The sequence below is a fragment of the Pseudanabaena cinerea FACHB-1277 genome (assembly GCF_014696345.1).
GTDB lineage: Bacteria > Cyanobacteriota > Cyanobacteriia > Pseudanabaenales > Pseudanabaenaceae > Pseudanabaena > Pseudanabaena cinerea.
Genome location: NZ_JACJPY010000074.1, coordinates 1 through 22,623, shown reverse-complemented (window position 1 = coordinate 22,623; position 22,623 = coordinate 1). Strand labels below are relative to the sequence as shown.

Genomic DNA, 22,623 nt, shown 5'->3' with positions numbered 1-22,623 from the left:
TGCTGCTGTTCGCCCATTTGCAAATTACAAAGAGCCAGAACCTGTTCATCAGGCAAAGTATCTATGGGAATCTCATTAATAGTGCGATCGATCCATTCAATCAGCATTTCTTCAATCCCCTGACGATTGAGCGCAGCAATTTCCTTAACTTTTTTTGCCAAAGATTCGGGAAGTTCTAAGGCGATCGACTCAGACATATTGCCTCGTAGACAACACTAAATTTTGATTGATTAAGTATAGTATAACTTGATTAAAAGCCAACTCTGCTGACATCGAGACTGCGATCGCCACAAAACAAACATTGCAAATATTCCATGTATAGAATATAATGAGATCATGAAATGGAATATCATATTCGACCCAGACTTTAAAATCTGGTTTTACCAACAAGAACAAGGACTTCAAGACGAAACATTTGCGGTGCTAAGTGTATTGGGAGAATTTGGACCAAAACTTGGTAGACCACGAGTTGATACCCTTGAAGGATCTGCATTTCAGAATATGAAAGAACTTCGTATTCAATATCAAGGAGAGCCTTGGCGTATTTTATTTGCCTTCGATCCTAAACGCCAAGCCGTGTTACTTGTTGGTGGCAACAAAACAGGAAACAAACGCTGGTACAAAGAAAATATTCCGATCGCAGATAAACGGTACAGAAAATATCTGGAAATACTGAAGGAAGAAAACAAATGACCCAATATACAACCCTATCCGAAGAACTAAACAAACTTCCAAGAGAGCGTCAAGAACTTATTGAAATAAGAGCTTCGCAAATTCATCTTGAAGAAATTACGCTGAGACATCTGCGTGAAAAGCTTGGTTTATCTCAATCAGAACTAGCCGAACGTCTTGAAGTACAGCAACCAGCCATATCTAAGCTTGAACGCAGACAAAATCTAGAACTAAATACACTTCGAGCCGTAGTCAATGCTTTAGGTGGAACCATCGAAATTATCGTCAGAGTACCTAACAAAGAGCCGATCCTTCTTAGTGATTATCAAGAATCGTGAAATGTATTGCTTTTGAGAAATGTTTAGGCGATCGTTGTTACCGCCATTCAGAGCAGAGATGATAAAATATAAACCTCAATATACAAGCCACTTATACAGAGAAATTAGGAGTTAACTTATGCGGACAATCACCCTACAAATTGATGATAGCGTTAGCGACAAATTTCTATGGTTACTTGATCGCTTCTCTAAAGACGAAATTAAAATTTTAGACCAATCCGATTATGTCAGCGATGATGAATATCTGAGAGGAATTGAAGGAATGGTTCAAAGTATCAATTCAGCCCGTACTGAACCGATTGAACAAGGCGTAACTCTAGATAAACTGGATTGGTAATGTACAAAATAATTTTCATGACGCAAGCCCAAAAAGATGCCAAAAAGCTTGCTTCCAGTGGATTGAAACCCAAAGTTCTGCAACTCATCAAGATCATTGAAGAAGACCCATTACAATATCCCCCAGATTATGAATTTTTAAAAGGAGATATGAAAGGGCTAATCAGTCGCCGCATCAATAAACAGCATCGGATAGTTTACGAAATCTTTGAATCAGAAAAATTGATCAAAATCTATCGGATGTGGAGTCATTACGAATGAGCTTTATTCAAAGCAGGGATTAATCCACGCATCACCGCAACCTGCATTGCCTTAGCCTTCCGTACCGAACCATGACGATAAACCTGCATTAACTCATTCAGCTTCTTAACTTCCTGTGTATTAAGCAACCCTTCACTATTTCGAGCTTGTAAATCGCTAAAAACCCTTTGCTGCTGTTCGCCCATTTGCAAATTACAAAGAGCCAGAACCTGTTCATCAGGCAAAGTATCTATGGGAATCTCATTAATAGTGCGATCGATCCATTCAATTAGCATTTCTTCAATCCCCTGACGATTGAGCGCAGCAATTTCCTTAACTTTTTTTGCCAAAGGTTCAGGAAGTTCTAAGGCGATCGACTCAGACATATTGCCTCTAGCCTCGTTAAAAAGATTAAATTGTAAGAGATTAAATTACAGTATAACTGCTCTGCTTATCAAGACGGCTTTTGAGGACTAGGCTTAATACCATAACCAGCCTTATTCCCAAGCCCGTATTTATCCTCTAAATTTTAGAACCCAGCAAATAGCTTACCATTGACCTAGAAAGCAAACAACGTAGAATAGTACGTACATTTATACTACACTTTCCCGAATAATCACCACAATTTTCTCACACGCTCAAAAACAACTGTTGACCAAAAGACTATGAACTCCATTTACTCAGATGAACTAGTCACAGCCACCGAGCTAAACCGTCAACCAGGCAGAATCTTAGACAAAGCCCTAGAACATCCCATCACCATTACCCGCAACGACCAATCCTTTGCCCTACTGCGCCGAGAAGACGTAGCCATATTTGTAAAAACCGCCCAACATAGCCGCGAAATTGTCGAACTTCTCAATACAGCATTCCGTTTATTGCTAAACCAAAAAATTGGTGCAGAGTATCCCTATGGTTGGCTTGGAGTATTTGACGCAGACGAATTGAATGAATTTATTAACGAGGTGATCTCAGCCTATCGCTCAGTTGCCTTACAAGAAACAAAAAATTTTGACAAAGCATGGAATGAACTAGAAGCAATTATCCATGAATGGTATGAGAGCGCCTTAGCCATAGCCAATCCAGACCTAGAAGCAGCCTTTACTCAAATCAAGCAATCTTGATATGTCAGAAAACATCACCGTTAAAAGGCAAAAAATATAGAGGCGTATGGGAATATGAAGTGACTGGGGGAGATAGAGTATTTTACGTTCCCGATGAAACTCAATTAAAAGTAGTTGTTTTCTATTACGGGAATCTCATTAATAGTGCGATCGCTCCATCATGATTACAAAGCGATTCAGCACAGATTTCCCAACTTACTTCAGCACCAGCACGGGCTGACAAACCTCAATCGTCTGCTCGTAATAACCTTGCAGTTGCCTTGTTGCCGCTTCCCAGCCCCATTTTTCTGCCTCCAGTCGGGCGCGATCGCACATTGCCGCATCCCGATTTTGCAATAGTTTGGTCGTTGCCTTGAGCAAACCATCATGATCGTTCGGCTCAAACAAATAGCCATTCACCCCATTGCTGACAATATCGGGGATACCCCCTGAATTAGCCGCAACCACAGGACAACCCGCCGCCATTGCCTCTAACAGCACTAGCCCCAGCGTCTCCGTGCGCGAGGGAAACAAAAACGCATCACTAGAAGCAAATGCTGCCGCTAGATCATCCCCACGCAAATAGCCCACAAAATTGGTATTTGTACCTGCAAAAATGCGCTCCAATTCCTGCCGATAGGGGCCATCACCCACAAGGGCAAGGCGGCTATGGGGAATGCCTTGCAATACGGGCAAGATCTGTTGAATTTCCTTCTCTGCCGATAGCCTACCAACATATAAAAACAAATTATCTTCGGGATGTCCTTGACTGAGGCGCGATCGCATTGCTGCATTTTTAAATCTAGGGTGAAACTGCACCGTATCCACACCACGCTGCCATAGGTCTAGTTTTTCCACCCCATGCGATCGCAATTCATCGATCATCGCTGTGGAAGTGCAGAGATTTAGCGCCGCCTGATTGTGCGTATTTTTCACCAATTCCCACATCAAACCTTCTAAAAAACCAAGCCCATAATGCTGTAAATATTGCGGTAAATGGGTGTGGTAAGAAGCCATCAGAGGATAATTCATCGACTTGGCATAATACAGACCCGCCATCCCCAAAATCGCAGGATTCACAATATGCACAATATCAGGCTGAAACTGTGCCAAGGCATGACCGATGGAAGGGCGGGGCAAGGCAAGCTTGAGTTCGGGGTAAAGCGGAAAGTCAAAGGCAGATACACCATAGATCTGAGCGCCACAATATTCTGTCAGCCCTCCATCGGGCGAAAACACCAATACTTGATTACCGAGTTTAACCAGATATTCAACGGTGTATTTAAGTCGGGTGACAATCCCATCAATTTTGGGCAGAAATGTCTCAGTAAATATGGCGATACGCATAGGATGACTGTACGGGATCGTTGACTAGATTAGAGAATCTTACTGCATACCATGCCTACAATAAACAAATTAACTGTCTGCTTAACTGTTTGCTCCCCTCCCACCTAAAGATTAGTGGTGCGACACTTCGTAAGTCTTTGGGGTTTTAAGGAGTTATAGCCTGTTGAGGCTTTGAGTAGTAAAGAAATATATTTGAGCAAGCGCAAAGCCCTATATGGGAGAGCGTGTTTAAGCTCACACACAAATTAACCATGATTCTGTAATCTATTGGTTAACATAGTGCCTTGCACTGGTTAAAACGATATTTTAACGAATTCTTAGATCCTCCTCAGCCTGAATCAGTAGCCTTTTTATGACAAGCAAAAAAAATAGTGATCATCGCGAACAGCAATTAGATCATGCCTCTGATGTCAATCTAGACCTAGGCAAAGAAGTTTTGCCTAAGCAACTTTCCGAGAAAAAAGCCCATGAAAAAAAGATTTCCGAGAAGAAAGTTATCCAAGAGGCTTCTGTGAACAATGCCGAGGCGATTGCCGCCGATCCGCATTTCAAGTATTTATTTAATCGGGAATTGAGTTGGATCGCTTTTAATAAAAGGGTCTTGAGTGAAGGCATAGATGCAAGAACACCACTATTAGAGCGGGCTAAGTTCTTTGCAATTTTTAGTTCCAATCTTGATGAATTTTTTATGGTGCGGGTGGCTAGAGCAAAGCGTAAGCTATCCGATCAGGGTGGTCAAGTACTTACCGATGACGGGATACAGTTGCAAGAACAAATGCTTGCCATTAAAGAAGCGCTCACGCCCTTGGTGACAATGCAGCATGAATTTTTTGAAAGTAACTTGCGCCCAGAACTATCGAAGCATGGGGTCAAAATTTTCGACTATAAGGATATCGATCGCAAGCATCAAGACTATCTCAAAACCTATTTTCAAGAAAAGCTATTTCCCGTCCTTACCCCCCTTGCGGTCGATCCTGCCCACCCCTTCCCTTACATTTCCAATCTCAGTTTGAGCCTAGTGGTAATCGTGCGCGATCGCCAAACCCATGAAGAAAAGTTTGCAAGGGTAAAGGTTCCCAATATCCTGCCCCGATTTGTAAAAATCCCTGAAACCGATGAGCATACCTTTGTACCATTAGAACAGGTAATTGCCCATAATCTAGCGCCCCTGTTTAGAGACATGGATATTCTCAGTTCTTACGCATTTCGGATTACCCGTGATGCAGAGCTAGATATAGAAGAAGAAGAAGCTGATGATTTGATCTCAGCATTGCAAGAGGAACTGCGTAAGCAGAAGTTTGGAGCAGTGGTGCGGATGGAAATTGCTCAGGATGTGCCGCCCGAAATCCGTAAAAAATTAATCGAGCAGTTGAGTATTACGGAAACAGATGTGTATGATGTGCCAAGCTTAATTGGTCTAGGCGACCTCATGGCGATCGCCTTTCTGCCCATGCCCGAACATCAAGACCAACCTTGGAAGTCCGTTTCCCATCCACGCCTAAAGGAGGATGAGCAGAATCCTACTAAGAGTATTTTTGAGATTATTCGGGAAGGAGATTTTCTCGTACACCATCCTTATCAATCTTTTACTACCACTGTGCAGCGCTTTATCGAAGAAGCGGCAGTTGATCCTCATGTATTGGCGATCAAACAAACTCTATACCGCACCTCTGGCGATTCTCCCATTGTTCATGCACTAATTCGGGCGGCGGAGAATGGTAAACAGGTGGCAGTATTAGTGGAACTCAAGGCGAGATTTGATGAGGCAAACAATATTTCCTGGGCAAAGAAGTTAGAAAATGCAGGTGTTCATGTTGTCTATGGTTTAAAAAATCTCAAAACCCATACCAAGACCGCTCTAGTGGTCAGACAGGAAGGCGATCGCCTTGTGCGTTATATGCACATCGGCACTGGCAATTACAATCCTAAAACCGCAAGGTTCTACAGCGATTTAGGCATCTTTAGCTGTCGCGATGATTTGGGTGCAGACTTAACCGACTTGTTCAATTATCTCACGGGCTATTCGCGGCAAAGGGACTATCGGAAACTGCTGGTTGCCCCTGTGAATATGCGCGATCGCTTTTTGGAATTAATCCATCGTGAAATCGAGCATCAAAAGAACGGCTATCCCTGCTATATCATCGCTAAGATGAATTCCCTTGTCGATCCAGAGATTATTAATGCTCTCTATGAAGCATCGCAGGTGGGTGTGAATATTGATTTAATCATTCGCGGTATTTGCTGTGTGCGTCCTAAGGTCAAAGGACTAAGCGATCGCATTCGGGTGATTAGCGTGATCGGGCGCTTTCTAGAACATTCGCGGATCTTTTACTTTAGCAATGGTGGCGCAGAGCAGGTATATATCGGCAGTGCTGACTGGATGCCCCGCAACCTTGATGCTAGGGTGGAGGTGATTACGCCCGTAGAGGAGCCTGCTTTAGTTCAAGAACTGAAACAGATTCTCGAAATCATCCTTGCTGACAATCGCCAAGCGTGGGATCTCCATCCCGATGGTACATATACCCAGCGATCGCCCAAGGATGGCGAACCCGAAATGAGTTCTCAAAAACACTTTATGTCCCAGGGCAGACCTGAGTTTGCATAGCGTTTTGCCGTAAGAAGCTACACCCTTGCTAGCCAAGCATCAACGTTGCACCGCAGTGCTGATGCTTGACCTGATGCTCGATCTGATGATTGACTTTTAGCCTCTATTCTTAGAGCTACTTTCCAAAATCTCAAAAGGTTGTAATATATTAAGTAATAATAATTAATATAACTTTTTAAGATACTTTGTTTTTAAATCCTGACAAGGTTGACATAGAGGGACGCACCTTAGAGCGCTCTAAATCAGCAGTTCAGGCTATTCCCCTGAGCGCTGGTCTTGCGCCTGCGTCTCCGCAATACCTATCGCAATATTTGCTCGCCATTGTCTCTTTAGTCAAACATTGGCGTGTTTGGTTTGCGGCAGTCTTTTTAGTATCCGTACCCGTATTTTTTGAAGCCCCATTAGTACGCTATGCCCCTTGGCTAAGCCTGATCTGTACCGTTGGCTGGCTAGCGATCGCCAAAAACTTACAAGCAGATGCCAAATCCCAAACATGGGGCAGCCTCATTTGGGGCTTTAGCCTCACTTGGCTATGCGGCTCTCTCTACTGGGGTTGGCTAAGATGGGAGCCAGCCTATCATGTGCCTGTCGAAGCATTGGCATTACCTTGGGCGCTTTGGGCAGTCCGTCAAAATTCGCACCGTATCGGCGGCTGGTTTTATATCGGCTCTCTATTAGGCACAACTATCACAGATCTTTATTTCTACATCGCCCATTTATTTCCCCATTGGCAAGCTTTGATGCAGGTAGAAGCCAATCCTAGCCTCGCTCAACCCATTTTAAAAAATGCACTCACCCTTGTGGAAACACCTTGGGGCATGACTTGGGCTTGCATTTTAGCAGCTTTTTTATTAACCATGGGCAATAACGCCATGCGATCGCCCCAACTGGGTTACTGGGCGTTTGCAGGGGCAGTACTTGGGACAATCTTTGTGGATTTACTATTTTTCAGTATTGCTATATTCGGGTAAGTGCTGGAAACCTGATTATCAGAGATTGCTTACCAAAGAAAAACCCAGCGTGGGAGCGCTGGGTGCAGTCAGTTTAAGGCTTCATTGAATTATAAGTTACTAGAATTTGGGGCGAGTTTCCATCACGCGATCGGGTGATTTAGTCTAAAGGTAAAGTACCCACCTTTTTAAATCCACCATTCCAAGGCGCAAAAAATGGCAAAAACAGCATCCCTGGTAAGGCTAGTAACAAAGTAAATAGAAAGAACAAAGCCCATCCCTTGCCATCACTACCCGCCAGCCAAGGTATTTGATTGATTGCTGTCCATGTTGGCATCTGGTTTTGGATAAATTGGGCTGACTCCCCTGAAAATGGTGAAGCTAAGAGATCGCGCCCGACTGCAAACAGGCTAGACAACAATGCAAACTGGGTTGCCGAAAAATTGGGATTGCATAGCACCATCAAAAAACCTAAGAATCCTGCTGTCCCCAAACCACTGCAAAAATTTTCCACATTGATTGCCGCTAGTAGTACGAGATCGTTCTTGCCCACAACCGCGATCGCATAGTAACCAATATTGCTAACGGCTTGCAAAATACCAAATACCCACAGCGATCGGTTCACCCCAATTTTACTTAAAATTGCGCCCCCCGCCAATGTCCCGACAATCGTGGCAATTAAGCCGATGCCCTGCCTCACCGTGCCGATCGTGCCATCATCAAATAAAGTTTTTAGAAATGGGACAGCCATTTTACCCACCATGGCATCACTAAAGCGATAAAAAATCGTAAAGGCGAGAATTAATAAAACCTGAGTAATGCCCAAACGCTGAAAAAATTCCTGAAAGGGCTTGATTACGGCTTCGTTAAGGGATGCGGGGCTGGCGGTGACGATCGCTGGTTCAGGGGAAGCGATCGTGGCGAATATGCCTAGACCAATTACCCCTGCTAACAGCACATATACCCAAGCCCATCCCCATAGCCCCGCAAGGTTAAAGCCGATAAAGCCTGCAAACAGCAGGGCAATGCGATAGCCCATCACCCAGATACCCACCCCTGCCCCCACTTCTTGGGTTTCCAAAACGTCAGTACGATAGGCATCGATCGCAATGTCCTGCGTGGCACTTAAAAAGGCAAGGGTGACAGCAGCGATCGCCAACATAGGCAAAGCAGCGTTACGATTAGCTAATTCCAGCCTGTCGATTGTAAACATCTGTAAGGCGATCGCTAAGATAGCCACGATTAAAGCGCCCTGACTAACCAAAATCCAGCCGCGCCGCCGCCCCAAAAAAGGTGGTACAAAGCGATCGATTAACGGCGACCACAAAAATTTTAGGGAATAGGGCAGAGAAACCAAGCCTAGCCAGCCAATAGTTCGTGTATCAAATTTAGCGCTCGTCAGCCATGCGCGGAATGCGTCATCGGTGAGAGCATAGGGCAACCCTGAAGCAAATCCCAACAGCACTAGCGCCGCCATCTTCCGACTTTGAAAAACCCGAAAAAACTGGGTGACTGTGTTCATATTAAAAAATTAGATTACAATATACATGTAAGCGGAGACGTAAGTTTCCGTTCACTCCTCACACCATTTTCCGCCTGAGCTTATGAGCAGCAAGGGCGGTTTATTATTTGGAGCGTATTTTTCATTAGTGTCAACAAACCCTTAAAATTTTAGCTTTATCTTTCCTTCAAAAGTTCATTTGAAATTTACGTTTGAAATTTACGTAATGTTGCGATTTTGCATCTGTAAAAGGAATCTGTATAAATTTTGCAATTCTAGCTGTTATACTACCTACACACAAAATTTGAAAGTAAAAGTATTTAGTATTTAGGGAGTTAGCAAAGCATGTCATCAGCGAGTTCCGTTACCGATGCCAGCTTTGAGCAGGACGTACTTAAAAGTGACATCCCTGTTCTAGTAGATTTTTGGGCACCTTGGTGTGGCCCTTGTCGTATGGTCGCACCCGTAGTCGAAGAAGTGTCCGTACTTTACGAGGGTAAGATTAAAGTCTTTAAGCTTAATACTGATGAAAATCCAGCCGTAGCCGGACAATATGGAATTCGTAGTATTCCAACTTTAATGCTATTCAAGGGTGGTCAGCGTGTGGATGTGGTTGTGGGAGCTGTACCGAAGTCTACCCTATGCACCACCATCGACAAACATCTTACTGAAAATGACTAATTAATCGTAATGAATTCTATGTCTGATTGCCTAATAGGAATGTTTGAGATTTTTGTCAAGCAATAAGCCTTACCTATAAATTTAAAGTATTTGTAGCGCTGGCATTCTGCCTACTTTCTTGGGGGATTTGTTAGTCAATCAGGCTCAATGCTCTTACTGCTTAAGAGCTTACTTACCAAGAGGCAGGGGCGCAAAGCCAAGAGCCACTGTCTCTTGGAATTTCAAGTTTTATTTAACTGAACTAAGTAGTGTCACAATCTAAGATTGTTGAAATTTTAACCGCCGATGAATTGCGGCGCACCATTAACCGCTTGGCTTCGCAAGTCGTTGAAGCAAATAGTGATCTGACTAATGTTGTTTTGCTAGGTGTTTACACCCGTGGTGTGCCATTGAGTCAGGCGATCGCAGCTCAGATTAAGACATTTGAAAACATAGCAGTGCCTTCAGGGGCATTAGATATTACCTTTTATCGTGACGATTTAGACCGTATTGGCTTACGCACACCCAGTAAAACCGAAATACCGACCGATCTAAATGGCAAGACCGTTATTTTGGTTGATGATGTGATTTTTAGTGGGCGTACCATTGGTGCTGCCCTAAGTGCTATTAGCGACTATGGTCGCCCTAAAGTCATCAGATTGTTGGTGCTAATTGATCGTGGGCATCGCGAGTTTCCGATCCATCCAGACTATGTGGGACGCACTTTACCTACGGCCAAGGATGAGCAGGTGAAGGTATTTCTCAGTGCCGCAGGCGATCGCTGCGATGGCGTACAGCTAATCAAACCAATTAACTAGAGGGAACTGGCTTTACAGCGCAAAGCTTTGTAAGTGGTACAGAAATATTTTCGAGTCGATACTCAAAAATATTTCTGCTTCAATCAGCCTTACTTTGGCTCAAAAAAAGGATTTGGGTTTGAGAGCCATATCATCCTTGATCTAAATAATCAATAACTGCATCGGCAACTCGATTGATCGCCCCTGTAGAACCCAGACTTTCGCGGACTTTGGCATAGCCATCTAACATTTTTTGCCTAGCCATAGGATTGATTAATAAATCCAAGGCAACCGCCGCGATCGCCTCTGGTTGCGCCTTATCTTGCAAAAACTCTGGCACAACCTCTTCCATATTCACCAAATTGACGGGAGAGATAAAGGGCAACTGTAACCTCACAATGTTTTGGGCTATCCAAGCCGTAATCTTGCTGACCCGATATAAGATCACCTGCGGCACATCCAACAGCGCCGTTTCCAAATTGACCGTACCCGACTTGCTCAGTACCAAATCTGCCGCCCTAATAGCCAACTGCGACTGGGCAGAGATAATCGTGGCGTTAATGTCATATTCCTTGACTAATTTCTCCACAGCCTCCCGATAGCGCTCTAAGGACAATGGCAATACAAATTTCACATGAGGCAATTTGGCTTGAATGATTTTGGCGGCTTGCAAAATAATCGGCATCACATCGCGTAATTCTTGGGTGCGGGAGGCAGGCAGGAGCGTCACGATCAAATCATTGGCAGCGATCGCCAGTTGTTGGCGGGCTGTGGCGCGATCGGGGACTTTGCTCATCAAATCGACAAAGGGATGCCCCACCCACTGCACATTAATTCCCTGCTTTTGGTAATAAACCGCTTCCTGCGGAAAAATCGCCAGTAACTTGTCAGTAAAGGCGGCGATCGCCTTGGTATTTTTATCATTAAATGACCAAACCCATTCCTGCGGCGCGATGTAATACAACACAGGAATCTTGAGGACGCGCTTTGCAAAATAGCCCATGCCTTGATTGGGCATCATGTAATCGATCAAAACTGCCACATCGGGCGGATACTGCTTAAGGGATTTTTTGGCTTTTTGTTGTACCAGAATTGTTGGCAAAATGTAAGGAAGTGCTTCCACTGCGCCAATGGAGCCAATTCCCACCGTATTGCCAAATAGGTTTGCCCCTGCCGATGCCATGCGATCGCCGCCTAAGCCCACCACCTCGATCTCAATTTGACGGAGGGCTGCCCTTGCTTGAAGTGCCTCGATCAAAATTGCGCCATGCCAGTCACCCGACACTTCGCCCGTACTAATAAATACGCGGCGTTTGGTCTTGATCTTTGAGCTAGATTCCATCACTAATTTTTTGCTGTTAAAACCATTAATCTGATTATCTTAGCTGTTAGTTAGCCTCTGCTCGATCATCTTCAATCTTGCCTCATCCTCAAGACTAATATGGCTGTAATATCTCTTCTTGTTTTGGAGCCATAACATCTCAAACTCCACCGCTTTTTTAAAGGCATCCACAGGATTATTTAAGGCAGCAGGACAGCTAAAAATCACTTTGCGCGTTTCATAGCGATCGATTGCGCCATCGGCAAAAGAACGCAGAAATGGCAGAGAGTTGGCAGAGATTGCGCCGCCCACCACCACCACCAGTCCTTTTTGTTTGGCTTTAGTGGCGATGGTGTGGCACAAATCAGTAATGGTTTGGTTGCTATCAATGTCTGGGCGTTCTATCCCCAAAGAGCCAGCCAAATCGACCCTGCCAATCACCACCCCCTTCAACTCCTCAATCTCAGCGATCGCTAATATTCTGTCAAAGTTATGACAAGCTGTGATTGTTTCTATATTGATAAACAATTCAATGCTGTTGTCCCTAGAATGCAGATGTGTCTTTGCCGCCTTGAGAAATTTTTGTAACGCAAAGGGAGACTCTACCATGGGCGCAATGATGCGGCTTGCCCCAAGGGTCACTGCATCAAACATATCGCGCACTGCCTCACAACCACCTATTTTAAGATTGAAATGCAAGCCAGCTTGCATAGCAATGTCTTTGAGACGAATTGCCTCATCCATCCTCGTACCTTCCGCCTCAAACTCTGCCTTCACACTGGTCACATGATATAAACTTCGCAGTTCTGACAAAATCTGTACCATCTGCCTTTCTGTAAGATTCATCGTTTCACTCTCACTCTATTGAATTTAGTCGTATTTAGTTGCTCTGTCTAATCAAATTTCTAAATGCGGCAACTACTAAACCGTAATTCACTCGCTTGGAAAATGCCATAGCCAAATGTATTGTGATGTATATGTAATCATTAGGCATACTAACTAATGAAAATATTATCACATTTACATAAATAAAAGAAGTATTGTGCCATTACGGCACAAAGCACTTAAACCCAAACCAAAGAAAAGCCTAAAAGTCCTGCTAAACAACGCTTTCAAGTTTTTCTCTATACCTCTCGAAGCCTCAATAGGCTGTATTTGGATCTGAGTTTAGACTAGGAAGGGGTTAGGACTTTCGCAAGAGGGCTGATGACAGGTAATGCAATGGAAAGCGCCGCCGCCGAGAAGGATATGCTTTGCCGAAAGCCCGATCGCTTGGCGGTTAGGGAAATGCTTAGCAATAGTCTCCACGGCTAGTTGGTCATTCACTGAGCCATAGAGGGGGATGATCACACTATCGTTAGATATATAGAAATTGAGATAACTAGCGGGCATAATTTCGCCTTCGTCATCCACAACTAGATCAGGGGAAGGGATCTTGACCACATTTAATTTGTAACCCTGAGCATCGGTCATCGTCTCTAGTTGGGCTGCAATATTATGTAAAACTTGATAATTGGGATCATTTGGGGAAGTGGGTTCCATGCACATGACTGTATGGGGCGCGATAAATCTGGCGATCGTGTCAATATGTCCATCGGTATGATCGTTCAATAAGCCATCATCAACCCAAAGCACTTGCTCCACACCCAAAGCTGATTTCAAAGCCGATTCAATTTCTGTTTGATTAAGGTGCGGGTTGCGGTTGGGATTGAGTAAGCATTGCTTAGTCGTGAGACAGGTTCCTATGCCATCGACCTCGATCGCCCCTCCTTCTAAAACCCAGTCAAACTCAAACTTTGCTGCATCAGGAATGTCAATAGTTTGCAGAATTTGGGATGCCACTTGATCATCATGTTCTAAGAGATATTTGCCGCCCCAACCATTCCATTGAAATTTCAAAGCACCTAAATTACCTTCACGATTTTTGATGTAAATAGGTGTAATGTCACGCATCCAGATATCGCCAAAGGAAATGGCATGAAAGCGCACAGGCAGACCTGCTAATAAACTTTTAGCAAGATCCTCAGTTTCTGGCAGTACTAATATCTCTAGCGTTTCTGAAGTGGCGATCGCTTGGGCAAGGGCAACAAATTCGGCTTGGACAAGATCTAAATAGTCTAACCACAGATCCCGATGACTAGGAAAGGCAAGCCAACAGGCACTATGGGGTTCCCACTCGGCGGGTTGGGTGTAGCCTAAAGGTTTTGGGTAATCCATCGGTGTCTAACGGTTCTACAGCAAATAACGGGATTAATCCTATCGCTATTTATGGCGATCGTGATGGCAATACACAAATAAAACAAGCTATGTTACTTTTTGATTTGCGGTCAGTTTTTGACATAATTCAGCGATCGCCACCCCATGCACAGGATGAATCCAATCGGCGGCAATTTCGGCGAGGGGAACTAACACAAAAGCCCGATCGCCCATGTGCGGGTGCGGGATGACTAACTCAGGGCTATCAATGCAGCGATCGCCATAAAGCAGCAAATCTAAATCTAAAGTTCTTGCCCCCCAACGTTCACGGCGCTCTCGGCCAAAGGCTCTTTCGACTCTCAGCAAAATCTGCAACAGTTGCCAAGGTGAAAGGGTTGTTTTTAAAATAGCGCACCCATTGATGTAATCGGGTTGAGGCTCAGCATTAGGCAGAGTAATTGCCTTGGTGCGATACCAAGGGGAAACGCGCAGGATGTCTATTGCTGGGTAAGAATCTAACTGAGCGATCGCGGCTTGGACAATTTGCTGAGAGTCACCAATTTGATTGCTAAGGTTACTACCTAAGGCGATCGCACAAATCTCTGTCATGAAATTTTGAAAATTCTATAGCTGTTTAAGATAACTCAAAAGGTCTGCCATGTCCTGCGGGCTGGGTTGAAACTGTGGCATTGGTGGAGTTTCGCCACTAACTACTTGGTGGATCAGTCGGTCATCAGACTTGCGATCGGACACTCCATGCAAATTAGGTCCAACCTTGCCCGTAGCCCATTCGCCATGACAAGCAACACAATTCATCACAAAAATAGACCTGCCTTGAGTGGGGTTGCCCACCAGACTTAAGACGGATTGAGTGTAAGGGTCGAGGGGGGGGCGCAGCAGCCAAAACATAATTGAGATCGCCAAAACAAGGCAGGTGAACGCGATCGCCATGCCAGCTTTCCAAGATGACTGGGGGGACAGGGATGGCTCTAAGCCGCCTACACTTGCATCTGTTGCATTTGTTGCATCTTTGATTAGATTTGCCCCTTGATTACTCACAGTTTTAGAGATACCTCATCTTGAATATTAATAACATATCTTAAAGAAAGTATAGGTAATTTAATGTTTTGCCAAGATTAAATAAAGCCTAAGTTTTACGATGAATTAGCCGCCAGATCTCGTTTCTAGGCAAGCGATCGCAAATATTATTGAATTGTAAGACTGACTTATATGATACAACGCTAGTGCGGAATACGGTTGTCTGGGGATGGTGATGATCCAACGGTGCTGATCTTAAAGCGGAGCTTAGGTTCTATAATTCAAAAGCACAATAATAAAAAAATTTAAATACAAGGAAAGAGCTAATTATGGGAGGAAATGATCGCTTGCTTCGGGCAGCAAGAGGTGAAGTACTGGATCGTCCGCCAGTATGGATGATGCGCCAAGCAGGTAGGTATATGAAGGTGTATCGGGATTTGCGTGAAAAATATCCCACATTTAGAGAGCGATCGGAAATTGCCGAACTCGCCGCCGAAATATCTTTGCAGCCCTTCCGCGCCTTCCAGCCCGATGGTGTGATCATGTTTTCGGATATTCTGACCCCCCTCGCAGGCATCGGCATTAATTTTGACATTATCGAAAGCAAAGGACCAATAATTGAGTCGCCAATTCGCACTCAAGCTCAGGTTGATGCCCTTAACGAGTTTGACCCTGACGAGTCCGTTCCGTTCATTCGTCAGATTTTAGCCGCGATCAAAGAAGAGGTAAAAGACCAAGCCACCCTCCTCGGCTTTGTGGGCGCACCTTGGACATTGGCAGCCTATTCGGTAGAAGGTAAAGGCTCTAAGGACTATTCTCTCATCAAATCAATGGCTTACAAAGAGCCTGAGATTATCCATAGCTTCTTGACGAAACTAGCCAAAATGATCGGCACGTATGTGATCCATCAGATCGAATGTGGCGCTCAGGTGGTGCAGATGTTTGACTCTTGGGCGGGACATCTATGCCCTACGGATTACGCTACTTTCGCCCTACCCTATCAAAAAATGGTGGTGGATCAGGTTAAGGCAAAATATCCTGATACGCCAATGATCCTTTACATTAGCGGCAGTGCAGGGGTGCTAGACCTGATGCCTAAGTCGGGCGTGGATATTGTCAGCGTGGACTGGACTGTGGATCTCGCAGCCGCTCGCGATCGCCTTGGACATGATGTACCCGTGCAAGGTAATCTCGATCCCTGTGTGCTATATGCCGACCAAAGCTATATCAAAGCACGCATCCTTGAAGTAATTCAAAAGGCTGGCAGCAAGGGTCATATCATGAATCTCGGTCATGGCATTCTTGCGACTACGCCTGAAGATAATGCGCGTTTCTTCTTTGAGACAGTCAAAGGACTCAAGTATTAATCAAGTATTAATCAAAGTATTAATCAAAGCAAAATGTGAGTAACAGCGCGAAGCATTGCGACTTGCTCATCCACAAAAAAGCCTCACGTTGTGAGGCTTTTTTTATGACTAGGGCTTGACATTATACATAGGTATAAGGCTTATGATGGCGACATCAAATTTATTAGGGTCATAATGCTGCAAGTTCGTGAAGTTTCAAAGAGGATGGGTCTTAATCCCCAGACACTTTATTTTTATGAACGGATTGGTTTAGTACCATCACCCAATCGTAATGAATCTGGTTATCGCATCTATGGCGAGCAGGACTTAGAAAGATTGGCTTTCATTACTCGTGCGAAATCTTTGGGGTTAACCCTAGACGAAATCGCCGACATTCTTGCACTCAAGGAGCGTAGTAGTGAGAGTTGTTGCGTGGTGGTGCGCGATCGCTTGCAAGCAAAAATTGAACAACTGGAGGCAACGATTCAACAATTACAGGATCTGCGCCGTGAATTACTGCCATTAGTTGAGCAATGCGATCGCGGCATTGCCACATCCCAAGAGCAATGTGGCAAATGTTGGATGGACAGCAAATAAAGAATAATTTTTTACTTTTTACTTTTTACTTTTTACTTTTAAAACCATGAATAGCCATCTTGCAACCAGACTACGTGAGGGTACGCAGAAATCTCACACTGCCGCCGAAAACACCGCCTATATGAAATGCTTCCTCAAGGGCATTGTTGAGAAAGTTCCCTTTAGCAGGCTATTGGCAAATCTCTATCTGGTCTATAGTGCTTTGGAAGAGGCATTGCAGCAACACCTAGATCATCCTGTGCTGAGCCAAATTTATTTCCCCGAAATCAATCGCCGTCACAATCTAGAGCAAGATCTCGCTTTCTATTATGGTGACAATTGGCGCGATTGGATTGTGCCTCTAAATGCAGGAATTGTCTATGTTGATCGCATTCGTGAATTAGCAAGTAGCGATCCTGTCTGTTTAATTGCCCATGCCTATACGCGCTATATGGGCGATCTGTCGGGTGGGCAAGCCTTAAAAAGAGTGGTGCGATCGGCGTTGGAGTTACCTGAAGGTGTGGGAACAGCTTTTTATGAGTTTGACCAGATTCCCACAATTGAGGACAAAAAGGCTTTTAAAGAGAAGTATCGTCAAACTTTAGATTCCCTCATGATAGATGAAGATACTATTAATCGAATTGTCGGTGAAGCTAACTATGCTTTCATGTTGAATCGGAATGTGGTCAATGAGCTAGAGCCAGATGTCAGAGCGGCTTTGGGCGATCATGTATTTGATCTACTGACTAAGCAGGATCGCCAAGGTAGTACAGAACGTCATGGTGCAGCCCAGAACGAAATGGCAGTTCTGTAAGATTCTTAAATAATTGCTGGCATTTTATTGGATAACAAATGAGAACTTTATCACAAACTGTTGAATTTGATTTGGGCTTGCTGCATAAATATAATCGTCCTGTGCCGCGCTATACCAGTTATCCCCCTGCAACGGAATTGCATGAAGGTTTTGATGGCAGTGATTTTCGGAGGGCGATCGCTTTGGGCAATTCCCAAAATACGCCGCTATCTCTCTATTGCCACATTCCCTTTTGTGATGTGCCTTGCTACTTTTGCGGATGCAATACGATTATCACGCCACGCAAGGATTTTGCTGAGCCATATTTGCAATACTTGATGCGACATATTGCACAGGTGGCAGCATTGGTTGATCGCGATCGCCTTGTGGAACAGATGCACTGGGGCGGCGGCACGCCCAACTATTTGACAATTGAGCAGATTACGCGCCTCTGGGAATGTTTGCAAGGGCATTTCACCTTTGCGGCGGATGCGGAATTATCCATTGAAGTGAATCCGCGATCGCTAGCTAAAGAATATTTGCAGGACTTAAAAAATCTGGGCTTTAACCGTATTAGTTTTGGTATTCAGGACTTTAATCCGCAAGTACAAGAAGCCATCAATCGCATTCAACCTGAAGAAATGCTATTTACGGGAATGCGCTGGATGCGGGAGGTGGGTTTTGAAGGCGTAAATGTGGATTTAATCTATGGTTTACCATTCCAAACCTTAGATACTTTTAAAGAGACTATCTCCAAAACCATAGCTCTTAATCCCGATCGCATTGCCCTGTTTAATTTTGCCTATATGCCTTGGCTGAAGCCTTTACAAAAGCGCATTGTCCCAGAATCGTTGCCCTCGGCTGAAGATAAATTGGCGATCGTGCAGATGAGCATTGAGCGCTTAACGGCATCTGGTTATGTATTTATCGGTATGGATCATTTTGCCAAGCCCAATGATGAATTGGCGATCGCCCAAAGGCAAGGACAGTTGCATCGCAATTTTCAGGGCTATACCACTAAGCCCGAATCTGACCTGATCGGCTTTGGGATGACTTCCATTAGTATGTTGCAGAATGTCTATACCCAAAACCATAAAAGGTTGAAGGATTTCTATCAGGCGATCGATGCTGACGAGTTACCCATTGAGCGAGGTGTCACCCTCAGTGATGATGATATTTTGCGGCGATCAATCATTATGGAACTGATGTGTCAGTTTCAATTATCACAGCCCGATATTGAGTCCAAATATCATTTGACCTGCGATCGCGACTTTGCCAAATATTTCGACCGCGAGCGCTCGCAACTTCAACAATTAGCCGCCGATGGATTGGTGCAGTTAGAGCGCGATCAAATCACGGTCACACCTGCGGGGCGCTTACTAATTCGCAATATTGCCTCGGTATTTGATACCTATATGCAGGCTGACAATACCAATCGCTTCTCTCAGTCTGTCTAAAAGAATCTCTTCGAGAACTATCTTCTAGCGCAAAAAACTCTAAGAGATCCCCCTCAATCCCACTTTGTAAGGGGGAAGAAGAAAATTCTCCCCCCTTTACAAAGGGGGCTGGGGGGGATCTAGACAATTCTCAGCTAGATTTACCGAACTGCTATCTTGTCCAATTCCAAACTTAACCCATGCAATCAAACGAATCTAATCTAATCAAAGTCCAATTTAATCAAGAACATCGCGAATCACCACCGTCTCCCACTCAACCCCAAAACTCAGTACCCCTCGATTGGACAGCCGTAGCCTTTTTTGGAGCAATTCATGGACTGGCGGGTTTAGCACCTTGGTTTTTCTCTTGGTCGGGACTAGGGGTGATGATCTTTCTACATTGGCTCTTTGGCAGCATCGGCGTATGTTTAGGATATCACCGCCTGCTCAGCCATCGCAGTTTTCGCGTTCCCCGATGGCTAGAATATGCGATCGCCATTCTCGGCGCATTATCTCTGCAAGGTGGTCCCATTTTTTGGGTGGCGGGACATCGCTTACACCACGCATTTACCGAAAACGAACAGAAAGATCCCTATGCAGCCACTCGCGGCTTTTGGTGGAGCCATATGCTCTGGATTTTCTATCCCCACGATCAATTTTTTAAATACGATCAATACAAACGCTATGCAATGGATTTAGAAAGGGATGGATTTTATCGCTGGCTTAATCGCTATTTCCTAGTTTTACAACTGCCTCTAGGAATTCTTCTATATGCTTTGGGCGGATGGTCTTGGGTGATCTATGGCGTGTTTTTGAGAATGGTCATTCTCTGGCATACCACTTGGTTTATCAATTCTGTTACCCATATGTGGGGCTATAAGACCTTTGATAGTCATGACAATTCGCGCAATCTCTGGTGGGCAGCCATTCTTACCTATGGCGAAGGTTGGCACAACAATCACCATGCCTATCCGCAGGTAGCGAAATGTGGTTGGCAATGGTGGGAAATTGATATGACTTGGTGGGCAATCTGGCTTCTAAAATCCTTGGGTTTAGCCAATCATGTGAATATGCCCCCTGTAGAGCTTTGATCTGGGCAGTTTTGAGTTAGTCGTAGGCAAACTCAAAACCAACCTGCATTATTCACGCAAGGGTACTTTCAAGTTGGTTTATAATCAAACTGTTAGGTATATTTTTACTTTACAGAGGTAGAGTATATGAGGCATTGGGAAAGTTTAGATGCTATAGAAAGAGAACCTTATAAAGTAAGTGGTGCTTGGGTGTTCAGGAAGACGCTAGTTCCAGTTTCGGCTTTGTAAGTTTCCCCTAATCCTTAAACAGCGATCGCCCCCTCAACACCCACAAACCCGATCGACTTTTCCTCAAATTAAACAACAATTTTTAGTAGTGAAAACGGCAAGCGAGGATTCTAATCTTATCGTCTAGCACTTCATAAACTAGACGATGTTCTTGATCAATACGGCGTGACCAGCAGCCAGATAGATCGTGTTTTAGAGATTCGGGTTGTTCTGTTCCTTCAAATGGATTACGTTGGACTTCACGAATTAGTTTGATGATTTTTAAAGCCTTTTTACGATCGCTTTCAATCCACCAAGCTAAGTCCTCAAAAGCATCTGCATCAAATTCTAAGTTTTTCACAGGCTGCGTCCAATGAGATTCCATCTTGACGTTTTCTGGCTGCAAGCAGTCTTTCTTTCATGGTTGGACTACTGAGTAAATAGGCAGTTTCTCTTTCTGCCATTAGTTCTTGCCAAAAGGCAATAGGGACAACTACCGATACTGTTTGTCCTTCTGAATCACAGATGTATTGTAATGCGTTAGTCATAGCAGCCAATATAACTTACTAGATTAACCATAATTATAACTGATCGTTCCCTTACCACCCATAAACCCGATCGCCTATTCCTCAACATCAACCAGCGATCGCACCCTCACCACCCATAAACCCGATCGCCAAAACCTCAACATCAAACTGAGCCTAGGTTTAAGAAAGAACTAATTCTGGTTCGGTAATAAGCCGTAATAATTTTACTGGTTCGATTGTTTCCATTGCGAAGGTTTTGCCTTGTTGATCGGTAAAGTCGATTAGAAAAGCTTTATGATCGAACGACATTAAGACCGTTCCCATTTGTCCTCGGCGGAGTAAGATTTTCTGATGGGTAACTTTGTGAGTGGCGATCGCATCTTCAGTTAGAGCTACAAGATCGTATTCTTGGATTTCGTTCATGGTGCTTTTTAATCAATAGGGTAAGTATTAGTTAGGCGTGGAAAGTCTTCGGTGATTTTGATAATCCAACAGCTTAGAACTAAGGATTCACCAACATCGGTACAAAGCGAAAATGCAAGATCGTAATGAGTACCATATTGATCGATTTTAAAAAGCTCGGCTTCACCTTCGATAGCTGCTTCTTGTAGAGCTTGTTCTAGAATTACTTTGTTGGCGATGGTAATCCCAAGACGCTTTTCAAACAATAGGGCTTTATGTTTACCTTTCTGATGTTCATAGTTCAGACAATATCTTTCTAGTTTGTCACCTAGTTCGGCTTTATCGCCGTTTGGTAGTTTCATAGGATTGAAGCTGTGGATATATCTAATTTTAATACTTGTCAGACTATTTGGACAGATCGCCCCTTCATCACCCACAAAACCCGATCGCCTATTTCCCATATCAAACAACGATCGCCCCTCACCACCCACAAAACCCGATCGCCTAAATCTCAATGTCAAACAGCGATCGCTTAACCAGAAACTCAATCTAGATCGCAAAACTTATATACTAAGGAATACAACTAGATTAGTAACATTCAAATAACGAATATGCTAAAAACTCTTTGGGCTACCGTTCAAAAAGGAAAAATTGAGTTATTAGAGTCTTCAGAACTGGCAGAAGGTGCAAAGGTATTAGTAACTGTACTTTCTGATGACTATGAGTCTGATTTTTGGCTTCGGGCGAGTCAGACATCACTTGATGCAGTTTGGGATAATACTGAGGATGATATCTATGCCGAATTACTCTAAGGAATTTTGTAAAAATAACTTAAGCAAGTTGTGCCAAAAGATTTATAATAAAGGAAGGAGAGTTAGGCGAAGTGAGAAAATGTTTAATCCTGAAATAATCGAAGGAATACAAAGTAAATATGCATCATTTTCACCCTATTTGAATGAGAGAACAAGGAGGGTATGGGCAGGGATAGAGGCAAAAGCATTAGGATACAGCCTGTTGAGGCATTAAGGGGTGCAATGGATAGAAACAGAAAAGCAGGAAAAAAAGAGCTATGCCAGCATATTCCCTAGATTTCAGAAAGAAGATCGTAACAGCCTACGAAGCAGGAAATACATCAATCCGC

The 22,623-nt window shown here is 44.0% G+C and carries 28 protein-coding genes and 1 pseudogene; 16 read left to right on the top strand and 13 right to left on the bottom strand.

Annotation, left to right across the window (positions count from 1 at the left end; all coding sequences use genetic code 11):
* Positions 1 to 197: pseudogene (locus H6F44_RS17940) on the bottom strand (hypothetical protein); the annotation flags it as partial.
* 139 nt (positions 198 to 336) lie between these two features.
* On the opposite strand from H6F44_RS17940, the gene H6F44_RS17935 reads away from it, so the two are divergent.
* From H6F44_RS17935 to H6F44_RS17920, 4 genes are all read left to right on the top strand, one after another.
* Positions 337 to 693: a type II toxin-antitoxin system RelE/ParE family toxin gene (locus H6F44_RS17935; RefSeq protein WP_190352401.1), complete on the top strand. Its 357-nt coding sequence runs from the start codon at positions 337 to 339 to the stop codon at positions 691 to 693.
* Entirely contained in the window at positions 690 to 1,010 is a 321-nt protein-coding gene (locus tag H6F44_RS17930; protein ID WP_190352400.1) for a helix-turn-helix domain-containing protein, read from the top strand. Before H6F44_RS17935 ends, H6F44_RS17930 begins: the two co-directional genes overlap by 4 nt.
* Before the next feature lie 118 nt (positions 1,011 to 1,128).
* A complete protein-coding gene (locus H6F44_RS17925) occupies positions 1,129 to 1,347 on the top strand; it encodes a hypothetical protein (RefSeq protein WP_190352399.1) in 219 nt (72 codons plus the stop codon).
* The gene (locus H6F44_RS17920; protein WP_142656287.1) at positions 1,347 to 1,607 is read left to right on the top strand and encodes a Txe/YoeB family addiction module toxin; all 261 of its coding nucleotides are present in this window, start codon (positions 1,347 to 1,349) and stop codon (positions 1,605 to 1,607) included. The genes H6F44_RS17925 and H6F44_RS17920 overlap by 1 nt, the downstream gene beginning before the upstream one ends.
* Here the strand turns inward: H6F44_RS17920 and H6F44_RS17915 are convergent.
* On the bottom strand, positions 1,598 to 1,972 hold the full coding sequence (locus tag H6F44_RS17915; RefSeq protein WP_190352398.1) for a hypothetical protein: 375 nt from the start codon (positions 1,970 to 1,972) through the stop codon (positions 1,598 to 1,600). The two genes, H6F44_RS17920 and H6F44_RS17915, sit on opposite strands and share 10 nt — an antisense overlap.
* A 279-nt stretch (positions 1,973 to 2,251) precedes the next feature.
* On the opposite strand from H6F44_RS17915, the gene H6F44_RS17910 reads away from it, so the two are divergent.
* Positions 2,252 to 2,710, top strand: coding sequence for a hypothetical protein (locus H6F44_RS17910; RefSeq protein ID WP_190352397.1), 459 nt, complete (start codon positions 2,252 to 2,254; stop codon positions 2,708 to 2,710).
* A 195-nt stretch (positions 2,711 to 2,905) separates the two neighbouring features.
* Here H6F44_RS17910 and H6F44_RS17905 read toward each other — a convergent pair whose 3' ends face one another.
* Positions 2,906 to 4,036, bottom strand: coding sequence for a glycosyltransferase family 4 protein (locus tag H6F44_RS17905; RefSeq protein ID WP_190352396.1), 1,131 nt, complete (start codon positions 4,034 to 4,036; stop codon positions 2,906 to 2,908).
* 352 nt (positions 4,037 to 4,388) lie between these two features.
* On the opposite strand from H6F44_RS17905, the gene ppk1 reads away from it, so the two are divergent.
* Together ppk1 and H6F44_RS17895 are read left to right on the top strand one after the other, a co-directional pair.
* The gene (ppk1, locus tag H6F44_RS17900; protein WP_242016633.1) at positions 4,389 to 6,641 is read left to right on the top strand and encodes a polyphosphate kinase 1; all 2,253 of its coding nucleotides are present in this window, start codon (positions 4,389 to 4,391) and stop codon (positions 6,639 to 6,641) included.
* 185 nt (positions 6,642 to 6,826) lie between these two features.
* Positions 6,827 to 7,612, top strand: a complete 786-nt coding sequence (locus tag H6F44_RS17895) for a DUF3120 domain-containing protein (protein ID WP_190352395.1) — start codon at positions 6,827 to 6,829, stop codon at positions 7,610 to 7,612.
* 139 nt (positions 7,613 to 7,751) lie between these two features.
* Here H6F44_RS17895 and H6F44_RS17890 read toward each other — a convergent pair whose 3' ends face one another.
* Positions 7,752 to 9,113: an AmpG family muropeptide MFS transporter gene (locus H6F44_RS17890; RefSeq protein WP_190352394.1), complete on the bottom strand. Its 1,362-nt coding sequence runs from the start codon at positions 9,111 to 9,113 to the stop codon at positions 7,752 to 7,754.
* Positions 9,114 to 9,437: 324 nt separating this feature from the next.
* On the opposite strand from H6F44_RS17890, the gene trxA reads away from it, so the two are divergent.
* Entirely contained in the window at positions 9,438 to 9,773 is a 336-nt protein-coding gene (gene trxA / locus H6F44_RS17885; RefSeq protein WP_190352393.1) for a thioredoxin, read from the top strand.
* A gap of 248 nt (positions 9,774 to 10,021) precedes the next feature.
* Complete coding sequence (gene pyrR / locus H6F44_RS17880; RefSeq protein WP_190352392.1) at positions 10,022 to 10,570, top strand: bifunctional pyr operon transcriptional regulator/uracil phosphoribosyltransferase PyrR; 549 nt, start codon at positions 10,022 to 10,024, stop codon at positions 10,568 to 10,570.
* A 130-nt stretch (positions 10,571 to 10,700) separates the two neighbouring features.
* Here pyrR and lpxB read toward each other — a convergent pair whose 3' ends face one another.
* From lpxB to H6F44_RS17855, 5 genes are all read right to left on the bottom strand, one after another.
* The gene (lpxB, locus tag H6F44_RS17875) at positions 10,701 to 11,891 is read right to left on the bottom strand and encodes a lipid-A-disaccharide synthase (RefSeq protein ID WP_190352391.1); all 1,191 of its coding nucleotides are present in this window, start codon (positions 11,889 to 11,891) and stop codon (positions 10,701 to 10,703) included.
* Between the two features lie 39 nt (positions 11,892 to 11,930).
* On the bottom strand, positions 11,931 to 12,716 hold the full coding sequence (locus H6F44_RS17870; protein ID WP_190352390.1) for an aldolase/citrate lyase family protein: 786 nt from the start codon (positions 12,714 to 12,716) through the stop codon (positions 11,931 to 11,933).
* A 321-nt stretch (positions 12,717 to 13,037) separates the two neighbouring features.
* Positions 13,038 to 14,087 carry an agmatine deiminase family protein gene (locus H6F44_RS17865; protein ID WP_190352389.1) on the bottom strand — a complete coding sequence of 350 codons (1,050 nt, stop codon included), beginning with the start codon at positions 14,085 to 14,087 and terminating at the stop codon, positions 13,038 to 13,040.
* A gap of 87 nt (positions 14,088 to 14,174) precedes the next feature.
* Positions 14,175 to 14,675 carry a 2-amino-4-hydroxy-6-hydroxymethyldihydropteridine diphosphokinase gene (gene folK / locus H6F44_RS17860; RefSeq protein WP_190352388.1) on the bottom strand — a complete coding sequence of 167 codons (501 nt, stop codon included), beginning with the start codon at positions 14,673 to 14,675 and terminating at the stop codon, positions 14,175 to 14,177.
* Positions 14,676 to 14,690: 15 nt separating this feature from the next.
* Positions 14,691 to 15,125, bottom strand: a complete 435-nt coding sequence (locus H6F44_RS17855; RefSeq protein ID WP_322096252.1) for a cytochrome c — start codon at positions 15,123 to 15,125, stop codon at positions 14,691 to 14,693.
* A 308-nt stretch (positions 15,126 to 15,433) separates the two neighbouring features.
* Between H6F44_RS17855 and hemE the strand changes: the two genes are divergently transcribed.
* The 5 genes from hemE to H6F44_RS17830 all read left to right on the top strand — a co-directional run bounded on the left by hemE (position 15,434) and on the right by H6F44_RS17830 (position 20,346).
* Positions 15,434 to 16,471 (top strand): uroporphyrinogen decarboxylase, encoded by a 1,038-nt coding sequence (gene hemE / locus H6F44_RS17850; RefSeq protein WP_190352387.1) that lies wholly within the window; start codon positions 15,434 to 15,436, stop codon positions 16,469 to 16,471.
* Positions 16,472 to 16,645: 174 nt separating this feature from the next.
* The gene (locus tag H6F44_RS17845) at positions 16,646 to 17,047 is read left to right on the top strand and encodes a heavy metal-responsive transcriptional regulator (RefSeq protein WP_190352386.1); all 402 of its coding nucleotides are present in this window, start codon (positions 16,646 to 16,648) and stop codon (positions 17,045 to 17,047) included.
* A 46-nt stretch (positions 17,048 to 17,093) separates the two neighbouring features.
* Entirely contained in the window at positions 17,094 to 17,840 is a 747-nt protein-coding gene (locus H6F44_RS17840; protein ID WP_190352385.1) for a biliverdin-producing heme oxygenase, read from the top strand.
* A 38-nt stretch (positions 17,841 to 17,878) separates the two neighbouring features.
* Positions 17,879 to 19,276, top strand: coding sequence for an oxygen-independent coproporphyrinogen III oxidase (gene hemN / locus H6F44_RS17835; protein ID WP_190352384.1), 1,398 nt, complete (start codon positions 17,879 to 17,881; stop codon positions 19,274 to 19,276).
* A 179-nt stretch (positions 19,277 to 19,455) separates the two neighbouring features.
* Entirely contained in the window at positions 19,456 to 20,346 is an 891-nt protein-coding gene (locus H6F44_RS17830) for an acyl-CoA desaturase (RefSeq protein WP_190352383.1), read from the top strand.
* Between the two features lie 310 nt (positions 20,347 to 20,656).
* Here the strand turns inward: H6F44_RS17830 and H6F44_RS17825 are convergent, their stop codons facing one another.
* The 4 genes from H6F44_RS17825 to H6F44_RS17810 all read right to left on the bottom strand — a co-directional run bounded on the left by H6F44_RS17825 (position 20,657) and on the right by H6F44_RS17810 (position 21,844).
* Positions 20,657 to 20,938: a Txe/YoeB family addiction module toxin gene (locus H6F44_RS17825; RefSeq protein ID WP_190352382.1), complete on the bottom strand. Its 282-nt coding sequence runs from the start codon at positions 20,936 to 20,938 to the stop codon at positions 20,657 to 20,659.
* Complete coding sequence (locus H6F44_RS17820; RefSeq protein WP_190352381.1) at positions 20,895 to 21,101, bottom strand: prevent-host-death protein; 207 nt, start codon at positions 21,099 to 21,101, stop codon at positions 20,895 to 20,897. The genes H6F44_RS17825 and H6F44_RS17820 overlap by 44 nt, the downstream gene beginning before the upstream one ends.
* A 159-nt stretch (positions 21,102 to 21,260) precedes the next feature.
* The gene (locus H6F44_RS17815) at positions 21,261 to 21,503 is read right to left on the bottom strand and encodes a DUF4926 domain-containing protein (protein WP_190352380.1); all 243 of its coding nucleotides are present in this window, start codon (positions 21,501 to 21,503) and stop codon (positions 21,261 to 21,263) included.
* Between the two features lie 8 nt (positions 21,504 to 21,511).
* Positions 21,512 to 21,844 (bottom strand): DUF6883 domain-containing protein, encoded by a 333-nt coding sequence (locus H6F44_RS17810; protein WP_190352379.1) that lies wholly within the window; start codon positions 21,842 to 21,844, stop codon positions 21,512 to 21,514.
* A gap of 12 nt (positions 21,845 to 21,856) precedes the next feature.
* Between H6F44_RS17810 and H6F44_RS17805 the strand changes: the two genes are divergently transcribed.
* Together H6F44_RS17805 and H6F44_RS17800 are read left to right on the top strand one after the other, a co-directional pair.
* Positions 21,857 to 22,018 carry a hypothetical protein gene (locus H6F44_RS17805; protein ID WP_190352378.1) on the top strand — a complete coding sequence of 54 codons (162 nt, stop codon included), beginning with the start codon at positions 21,857 to 21,859 and terminating at the stop codon, positions 22,016 to 22,018.
* A gap of 75 nt (positions 22,019 to 22,093) precedes the next feature.
* A complete protein-coding gene (locus tag H6F44_RS17800) occupies positions 22,094 to 22,294 on the top strand; it encodes a hypothetical protein (protein WP_190352377.1) in 201 nt (66 codons plus the stop codon).
* Positions 22,295 to 22,623: the final 329 nt, after the last annotated feature.